The 6,339-nt window shown below is 69.9% G+C and carries 7 protein-coding genes; 3 read left to right on the forward strand and 4 right to left on the reverse strand.

The genetic code is table 11. The features are described from left to right. Positions 1 to 2 precede the first annotated feature (2 nt). Both ACIRR9_RS31985 and ACIRR9_RS31990 read right to left on the reverse strand, forming a co-directional pair. Positions 3 to 1,412 carry a globin domain-containing protein gene (locus ACIRR9_RS31985; RefSeq protein WP_403758900.1) on the reverse strand — a complete coding sequence of 470 codons (1,410 nt, stop codon included), beginning with the start codon at positions 1,410 to 1,412 and terminating at the stop codon, positions 3 to 5. 317 nt (positions 1,413 to 1,729) lie between these two features. Next, positions 1,730 to 2,329 carry an HAD family hydrolase gene (locus ACIRR9_RS31990; RefSeq protein WP_403758903.1) on the reverse strand — a complete coding sequence of 200 codons (600 nt, stop codon included), beginning with the start codon at positions 2,327 to 2,329 and terminating at the stop codon, positions 1,730 to 1,732. A gap of 198 nt (positions 2,330 to 2,527) precedes the next feature. On the opposite strand from ACIRR9_RS31990, the gene ACIRR9_RS31995 reads away from it, so the two are divergent. After that, entirely contained in the window at positions 2,528 to 3,394 is an 867-nt protein-coding gene (locus ACIRR9_RS31995) for a GNAT family N-acetyltransferase (protein ID WP_403758905.1), read from the forward strand. A gap of 68 nt (positions 3,395 to 3,462) precedes the next feature. On the opposite strand, the gene ACIRR9_RS32000 is transcribed toward ACIRR9_RS31995, so the two are convergent. Together ACIRR9_RS32000 and ACIRR9_RS32005 are read right to left on the reverse strand one after the other, a co-directional pair. Further along, the gene (locus ACIRR9_RS32000; protein ID WP_403758908.1) at positions 3,463 to 3,882 is read right to left on the reverse strand and encodes a heme-binding protein; all 420 of its coding nucleotides are present in this window, start codon (positions 3,880 to 3,882) and stop codon (positions 3,463 to 3,465) included. A 46-nt stretch (positions 3,883 to 3,928) separates the two neighbouring features. Continuing rightward, positions 3,929 to 5,137, reverse strand: a complete 1,209-nt coding sequence (locus tag ACIRR9_RS32005; RefSeq protein ID WP_365339232.1) for an MFS transporter — start codon at positions 5,135 to 5,137, stop codon at positions 3,929 to 3,931. A 141-nt stretch (positions 5,138 to 5,278) separates the two neighbouring features. Here ACIRR9_RS32005 and ACIRR9_RS32010 point away from each other — a divergent pair, with 141 nt between their 5' ends. Then, positions 5,279 to 5,737, forward strand: a complete 459-nt coding sequence (locus ACIRR9_RS32010) for a MarR family winged helix-turn-helix transcriptional regulator (protein WP_384560778.1) — start codon at positions 5,279 to 5,281, stop codon at positions 5,735 to 5,737. A gap of 9 nt (positions 5,738 to 5,746) precedes the next feature. Then, positions 5,747 to 6,199 (forward strand): GNAT family N-acetyltransferase, encoded by a 453-nt coding sequence (locus ACIRR9_RS32015; protein WP_403758912.1) that lies wholly within the window; start codon positions 5,747 to 5,749, stop codon positions 6,197 to 6,199. The last annotated feature ends 140 nt before the right edge of the window (positions 6,200 to 6,339 follow it).

Consider the following 6,339-nt stretch of genomic DNA (forward strand, 5'->3'; position numbering starts at 1 on the left):
GCTCAGTCGCCGACGACGACCAGTTCCTCGACCGAGTCGTGCCGGATGCGGTGCCCGGGGATGCCCACGTCCCGCAGCGCGTGCACCCCGTTGCGGATCATGCCGGGCGGTCCCGAGAGATAGCCGTCGTACTCGGTCCACGGGCCGTAGGCACGGATGGCGTCAGGGAGCTGGAGGTGCGCGTGCTGGTCGACGATCGCGCGCACCGCGAGCCAGGGATGGTTCTGCTGGAGCCGGAGCAGGGTGCCGATGTCGTACAGGTCGTGGTCGGTGCGGGCGCCGTAGAACAACTCGACCGGGCGGCGCGAGCCACGTTCGGCGATGTCCTCGACCAGTGCCTTGATGGGGGCGATACCGGTGCCTCCGCCCAGGCAGAGCAGTCCGTTGTCCCTCGTGTGGTCGACCGTCATCGATCCGCCGGGCGGGCCGAGGCGGACGATGTCGCCGGGACGGGCACGGTGCACCAGCGCGTTGGAGACCCAGCCCGCCGGAACGGCCTTCACATGGAACGTGAGCAGACCGTCCGAACGGGGCGCCGAGGCGAAGGAGTAGTGCCGCCAGACCCGCGGCCACCAGGGCGTCTCCATGCTCGCGTACTGCCCCGCGAGAAAGGGGTACGGCTGGTTTGGGCGGACCGTGAGAACCGCGACGTCCGCGGTCCTGAGGTCGTGCGCGACGACCTCCGCGTGCCACCAGGCCGGTGCGCGCAGCTCGTCCGCCGCGGCAGCGTCGATCATGACCTGGGACATCGTCGTGTACGCCCGTACCCAGGCCGCCTCCGTCTCCGGGTCCCAGATGGCGGAGGCGTACTTGCTCAGCGCGCCGATGAGGCATTCACCGACGGCCGGGTAGTGCCCGGCGTGGGTGCCGTACTTGCGATGGCCGCGCCCCAGGTTCCGGAGGTACTCGACCAGGACGGGCGTGTTGTCGATGTGCTCGGCGGCGGTGAGCAGCGCCTTCAGCAGCCGGTCGCGCTGGGTGTCCATCGCGGCCGGGAACAACGAGCGCAGTTCGGGGTGACGGACGAAGAGCAGTGCGTAGAAGTACGAGGTGACCTTGTCGGCGATGGGACCGACCTCGGCCATGGTGCCGCGGATGCGGACCGCGTCCGGGGAGGCGGCCGGCGGCGCCTGCACGCTGCGCTGAGGGGGGACGCGCTGCCCGCTGTACGGGGCCTGGGCGGCTTCCTGGGGGCGTCCCGGCGCCGGCGTCGGCCGTATTCGCTCCTGGGGCTCCGTGGGAGCGGGACGGCCGCCCTGAGGCGTCTCCTGCCAGCCGGCCGGCGACACGACCGGAGGCTCGGCGGCGGGCTCGACCGGAGGCTGGAAGGGGGGCGGCGTGAACCAGTTGCCCCCCTCGTTGCCCGCCGACGTGGTGGTCGGAGCGTCCATGGTGTGCCTCGCCTCGAACATCTTTCGGTCGGTCTGCGTGCTTCCTCGCTCGGAAGGTGCTTGCTTTCCCCCGCTGGCGGCCAGCTCTTCCCGGTCCGGCCCGTGGCCGACGGCCACATTGAACCCATGCTCCCCTCGCGTACGGACAAGTAAGGCGAGAGTGTGACAAGGGCCGCAGTCACTCCAGCCGGAGCGGCACGCCCCGGACGGGAACCGGAGTCGACCCTACCGGCCGCCGCTCCGCACACAAGTCCGCCTTGCCGCCTCCGTGAATCCAACAACGGGCGAACCATCGATTCCCTCAATTACCGGGCGGCGCGCGCCAATTCATAGGCATCTCATAGATCCCGGCCCGTGTAGGAGTGCGTCGCGAGTCCGGCGAGATGTCCGTCCGCATTGACCGCGACAGACACCGGAACCGCGGCGAACAAATCCCTGTCCGACATCGAATCGCCGTAGGCGACACAGTCCGCTCGAACGACCCCGAGCCGCTCGCACAAGCGGTCCGCGATGGTCACCTTGGCCGCGGCGCTGAGCACTCCGGCCGGATCCACCGGCTCGGCGAACGGCACCGCCGGAAAGCGTGATCCGAAAGCGGCATGGGCTCCCCAGTCCAGCAGTCGTTCCACGAAGAACGAGGGCGAGAGCGAGATCACCGCGCAGTAGTCCCCCGATTCCCTGATCTCGGCCCAGACGTCCCGAATGCGGGCCAGCCACGGCGCACCGTCGAATGCCGCCGCCACATGTGCTTCGGTCAGCTCCGACCAGAGGTCGTACACCCGTGCCGCATACTCCGGCGGATCTATCCGTCCCGCCGAAATCGCCCGATCAAGCTCCATCGTCTGGGTTTCCAGGCCGAGTTGACGGGAGATCTCCACAGGTGCGGTCGAGCCGTGGAGCAATGTGCCGTCAAGATCGAAGAAATGAAGTCTCGCCATGAGCCAGAGGCTAGTGGCGAGCGGTCACCGCTCCTCGTGGAGGTCTCGGATCGGACGGTGGCCGTCGGGCGATGTTTCACGTGAAACGTCCCTCGTCTGTCCAGGGGCTGTGCTCAGGGCTACGGCATGGCCAAAAGCACGTGTGTCCACCTCGAAACAGGTGGACGCCAGGGGTGCCGGTCGGACAGCCTGACCTGCGTGCCCACTCCTTCCGTCGCCGCTCTGCCCATTCGCCGACTGACGCCACGCGATCTCACCGCCTGCGCCGACTTGTCCGAGGATCGGGGGTGGCCGCGTGAGGAACACAAGTGGCGTTTCCTTCTCACGGCCGGGAAGGGGTACGGCATCGACGACCCCGCCGGGGGTCTGGTCGCCGCCTGTGTCCTCACGGAGTACGGCCCGGGGGAACGCCCGGATCTCGGCGCGATCGGCATGGTCCTGGTCGCCGAACGGCATGCCCGGCAGGGCATCGGACGCCGGCTGATGCGGCACATCGCCTCAGCGACGGGGACGACTCCCCTGACTCTGTACGCGACGCCGTACGGCCGTCCGCTCTACGAGGAGCTGGGGTTCAAGACCACGGGACGCTCGGAGATGCTGTCCGGGCCCTTCACACCGGGCGGGCCCGAGCCCCGGGTGGCTACACGAGCGGCCACCGCGGAGGACCTCGGCTCCATCATCAGGCTGGACGAGGAGGTGTTCGGAGCCGACCGCACCCCGCTCATCACCCGGCTGCCCGCGTTCTCGGACCGGCTGCGTGTGGCCGTGGACGACGGCCGGATCGTCGGATACGCGGCCGCCTGGCCCAACATGGACACCCATGTCGTCGGTCCGCTGATCGCCCGCGACACGGAGACCGCGAAGTCCCTCATCGCCTCGCTCGCCGCCCACACCGACCGCCCGCTCCGTACCGACATCGACGTCCGGCACGAGGAACTGCTGGCGTGGGCGAAGGAGCGCGGCCTGGCCTCCGTCGCCGTGAACTCCGTCATGGTGTACGGCATCACGGAGCTGCCGGGTGACTGGACACGGCGGTTCGCGCCGCTGACCGTGGCGGCGGGCTGAAGACTCCTCGGTACCCAAAACGCCGGCTCCCTCGGGGGAGCCGGCGTTCCGTGTTGAGCGGGGTGCTGTCAGACGAGTGCCTGTACGGCGACGGTGGCGAAGCCGTGGTCCTGGTCGGGCGCGCCGCCGCCGATACCGACCGCCCCGATCAGCCGACCGTCGCGGTGGACGGGGACACCGCCCGCGATGAACAGCAGCGGCCGGTCGAGCGCCGTGGGCAGGGTGTGGAAGAGGCCCCCGGGCTGGACGGCGTCGACGAGGTCGGCGGTGGGGGCGTCGAGCTGGAGCGCCGTGTAGGCCTTGCGGGTGCTGGTCTCACCCGAGATCAGCACGGCGCGGTCGTCACGCCGGAAGGCCAGCAGATGGCCTCCGGCGTCCAGGACGGTGACGCTGACGGTGACCCCGGCGGCCTCGGCGGCGATCCGGGCCGCGGTGACCAGGAGTTCGGCGTCCTGGGTGGTGAGGGGGGCTACGGCGGTGGTGCTCATGGTTCTCCTTGGACGGTGCTGAGGTGCGGTGAGCGGCTTGGGCGGGTCAGTGGTGGACCGGCGCCGGCTGCCCGGCGGGGGTGCCGCCCGTGACCACGGCGCTCGGGGCGCTGTCACGGCGCTCCAGCGCGGCCGACAGGACGGCGAGGACGAGGGCGGCCGCGGCGAGGGCGGCGCCGACCCAGTTGGGGGAGGTGTAGCCGAAGCCGGCGGTGATCACGATGCCGCCGAGCCAGGCGGACAGGGCGTTACCGAGGTTGAAGGCGCCGATGTTCACGGCCGAGGCCAGGGTGGGAGCGCCGTGCGCCTGGTCGAGGACGCGCTTCTGGAGCGGCGGGACGGTCGCGAAGCCCAGGGCGCCGATCAGGGCGACGGTCACGGCGGCCGCGATCTTGTTGTGTGCGGTGAACGTGAAGAGGGCGAGTACGACGGCCAGGGCGCCGAGCGACACGTACAGCATGGGCATCAGGGCGCGGTCGGCGAACTTGCCGCCGATGAGGTTGCCGCCGACCATGCCGAGGCCGAAGAGGACCAGCAGCCAGGTGACGGAGCCGTCGGCGAAGCCGGCGACGTGGGTCATCATCGGCGCGATGTAGGTGATGGCGGCGAAGACCCCGCCGAAGCCGAGGACGGTCATCGCCATGGCGAGCAGGACCTGGGCGTTCCTGAACGCGGCCAGCTCGTGCCGCAGGTGCACGCCTTCCGGCTTGGGCAGCTCGGGGACCAGTTTGGCGATACCGGCCAGGCCGACGACACCGAGGGCGGCGACGACGGCGAAGGTGACACGCCAGCCGACGTGCTGGCCGACCAGGGTGCCGAGCGGGACGCCGACGACGTTGGCGACGGTGAGGCCGGTGAACATCATCGCGATGGCCCCGGCCTTCTTGCTCGGGGCGACCAGCTCGGCCGCCACGACCGAGCCGATGCCGAAGAAGGCACCGTGCGCGAGGGAGGCGACCACACGGCCGATCAGCATGACGGCGAAGGTGGGGGCCACGGCGGACAGCAGGTTGCCGGCGATGAACAGGCCCATCAGCAGCATCAGCATCCGCTTGCGCGGGATCTTCGTGCCCAGGGCGGTCATCAGCGGGGCGCCGGCCACCACGCCGAGCGCGTAGCCGGTCACAAGGAGGCCGGCGGTGGGGATGGAGACCCCGAAGTCACCCGCGACCTCGGGCAGCAAGCCCATGATCACGAACTCGGTGGTGCCGATTCCGAAGGCCCCGATCGCGAGGGCCAGAAGCGCGAGAGGCATGGGGGACAACCTTCCCAGACGATTGCAGGTGCGCTTAACGTGCGTCCACAATAGTTGCAGACGCGGGATATATGCAACCGAGGGATATTGCGAACCTGCCCTATCCTGGATCCAGCCGCTCCGGGACGGAGGAAAACGCCAATGACAGCGACTGACCCCGCGCTCACCGCCCTCGCCCAGGGCTGGTGCGCCCTCTCCCTGCTGCACGGGAGGATCGAGGCGCACATCGAGCGCGCCCTGCAGGCGAAGCACGACCTCAGCGTCCGCGAGTACTCCCTGCTCGACGTCCTCAGCAGGCAGCACGACGACGAAGGGGGCCATCTGCAGATGAAGCAGGTCGCCGACGCGGTCGTCCTCAGCCAGAGCGCCACCACCCGACTGGTGACCCGCCTTGAGGACCGAGGCCTCCTGGAGCGCTACCTCTGCCCGACCGACCGGCGGGGCATCTACACGAACGTCACCGAGGACGGGCTGCGACTGCTCGAAGAGGCACGCCCCACCAATGACTCGGCACTGCGCGAGGCGCTCGACGAGGCGGCCAGAAACCCCGAGCTCGCTCCCCTTGTCCGGGTCGTGGAGTCGCTCAACGTGCCCGCATAGGCTGCGAGCATGGGAGATCTCGAAATCCGTGCTGCTGTCGCCGCCGACATACCGGCCATCGTCGGCATGCTCGCCGACGACCCGCTCGGCGCCCGGCGCGAGTCACCGGACGACCTCGCGCCCTACCTGGACGCCTTGGAGCGGCTCAGCGCCGATCCCAACCAGCGACTCGTCGTCGCCGTACGCGAGGGCCGTGTCGTGGGCACGCTCCAGCTCACGGTCATCCCCGGGCTCTCCAGGCGCGGCGCCACCCGGTCGATCATCGAAGGGGTACGGATCCACGCCGATGAGCGCGGCAGCGGGCTGGGCACCCGGTTCATCAAGTGGGCGATCGACGAATCCCGCCGCCAGGGCTGCCAGTTGGTGCAACTGACATCGGACAAGTCACGTACCGATGCCCACCGTTTCTACGAGCGGCTCGGCTTCACCGCCTCACACACGGGCTTCAAGCTCGAAATCTGAACAGCGTGGGGTGGCGGTGTTTCACGTGAAACACCGCCACCCCCCCCCCCGCGGCCGGCAGCCCATACCCCCCCACCCCACCGGGGCCACCCCCCCCGGCCCCCGAGCCCTCTCGGCGTTCCGCGGGCCCGGGAACACCA

Source organism: Streptomyces sp. NPDC101234 (assembly GCF_044767525.1).
Classification (GTDB): Bacteria; Actinomycetota; Actinomycetes; order Streptomycetales; family Streptomycetaceae; genus Streptomyces; species Streptomyces sasae.

Excerpts from the sequence above, each read along its gene's own strand:
- ACIRR9_RS32000 (WP_403758908.1), bottom strand. The coding sequence starts at position 3,882 with ATGAGCACCACCGCCGTAGCCCCCCTCACCACCCAGGACGCCGAACTC.
- ACIRR9_RS32010 (WP_384560778.1), top strand. The coding sequence starts at position 5,279 with ATGACAGCGACTGACCCCGCGCTCACCGCCCTCGCCCAGGGCTGGTGC.
- ACIRR9_RS31985 (WP_403758900.1), bottom strand. The coding sequence starts at position 1,412 with ATGTTCGAGGCGAGGCACACCATGGACGCTCCGACCACCACGTCGGCG.
- ACIRR9_RS31990 (WP_403758903.1), bottom strand. The coding sequence starts at position 2,329 with ATGGCGAGACTTCATTTCTTCGATCTTGACGGCACATTGCTCCACGGC.
- ACIRR9_RS32005 (WP_365339232.1), bottom strand. The coding sequence starts at position 5,137 with ATGCCTCTCGCGCTTCTGGCCCTCGCGATCGGGGCCTTCGGAATCGGC.
- ACIRR9_RS32015 (WP_403758912.1), top strand. The coding sequence starts at position 5,747 with ATGGGAGATCTCGAAATCCGTGCTGCTGTCGCCGCCGACATACCGGCC.